The sequence below is a fragment of the Catenulispora rubra genome, assembly GCF_015356825.1.
Classification (GTDB): domain Bacteria; phylum Actinomycetota; class Actinomycetes; order Streptomycetales; family Catenulisporaceae; genus Catenulispora; species Catenulispora rubra.
Map to the genome: position 1 here is coordinate 1 of NZ_JAACYW010000680.1, position 739 is coordinate 739.

The 739-nt window shown below is 66.4% G+C and carries 1 protein-coding gene; it reads right to left on the reverse strand.

The window, feature by feature from the left end:
* Positions 1 to 626 precede the first annotated feature (626 nt).
* A complete protein-coding gene (locus GWK61_RS61365; protein ID WP_369125693.1) occupies positions 627 to 728 on the reverse strand; it encodes a ClpB D2-like domain containing protein in 102 nt (33 codons plus the stop codon).
* Positions 729 to 739 lie beyond the last annotated feature (11 nt).

A 739-nucleotide genomic window follows, 5' to 3' on the forward strand; every position in this document is an offset into this window, starting at 1 on the left:
GGTGACGGAGCAGCGCGGCTGGTGGTGTGGTGAGGGGGTCCGAAGGACCATGGAGGGGTTTGGTTCTGGGTCCCTCGCCGCGTCAGCGGGCGCAGCCAACCTGCCCGGTTTGGCGGTGTCAAGCCGGACGAAACGCCACCACAGCAGCAGGGGTGCGGCTTGATTCCGCCAAACCGGGCTGGTTCCGTTTACGGCGATGACGCGGCGAGGGACCCAGAACCTCGGCGACCACAAGCAACACCGCCACCGCACAACGCGACGCAGGCAACAGCGGATAGAAAGCCGAACAGTCGCGGGCCGCCGCCAAACAACCCGACGCGCGGGTCGCCCCCTCGTCGAGGAGGCCCGCCAGAGGCCTCAAGGTGCCCACCAAGCGCGGCAGAGGGCCGCCCGCATGACGCGTGCGCAGTGACTCGGACTCATGCGTGGTCTTGTCCACGAAAACCGGCGGCCGCCAGCGCGACGCATTTCGCACAACCGAACTGCGTCCCCTGCGAGGCCATCCAACCATTGGCGAAGCCGTAAAATTGCCTGTAAAACCACGAACACACTGCCGCCTGCCGACAGACCGCGGTAACGCCTGACCCGCAGTGTGCAAGTGGATGCGGCGGCATATTGTTAGGGAATTATCGCTTGTAGCCGCGGTCGACCAGCCAGCCCTTGGCCTTCTCCGTGACCTCCAGGCCGAGGTCCTGGGCCTTCAGGCGGCGGCGGGAGCCGTCCAGCATCAGGTCCACGA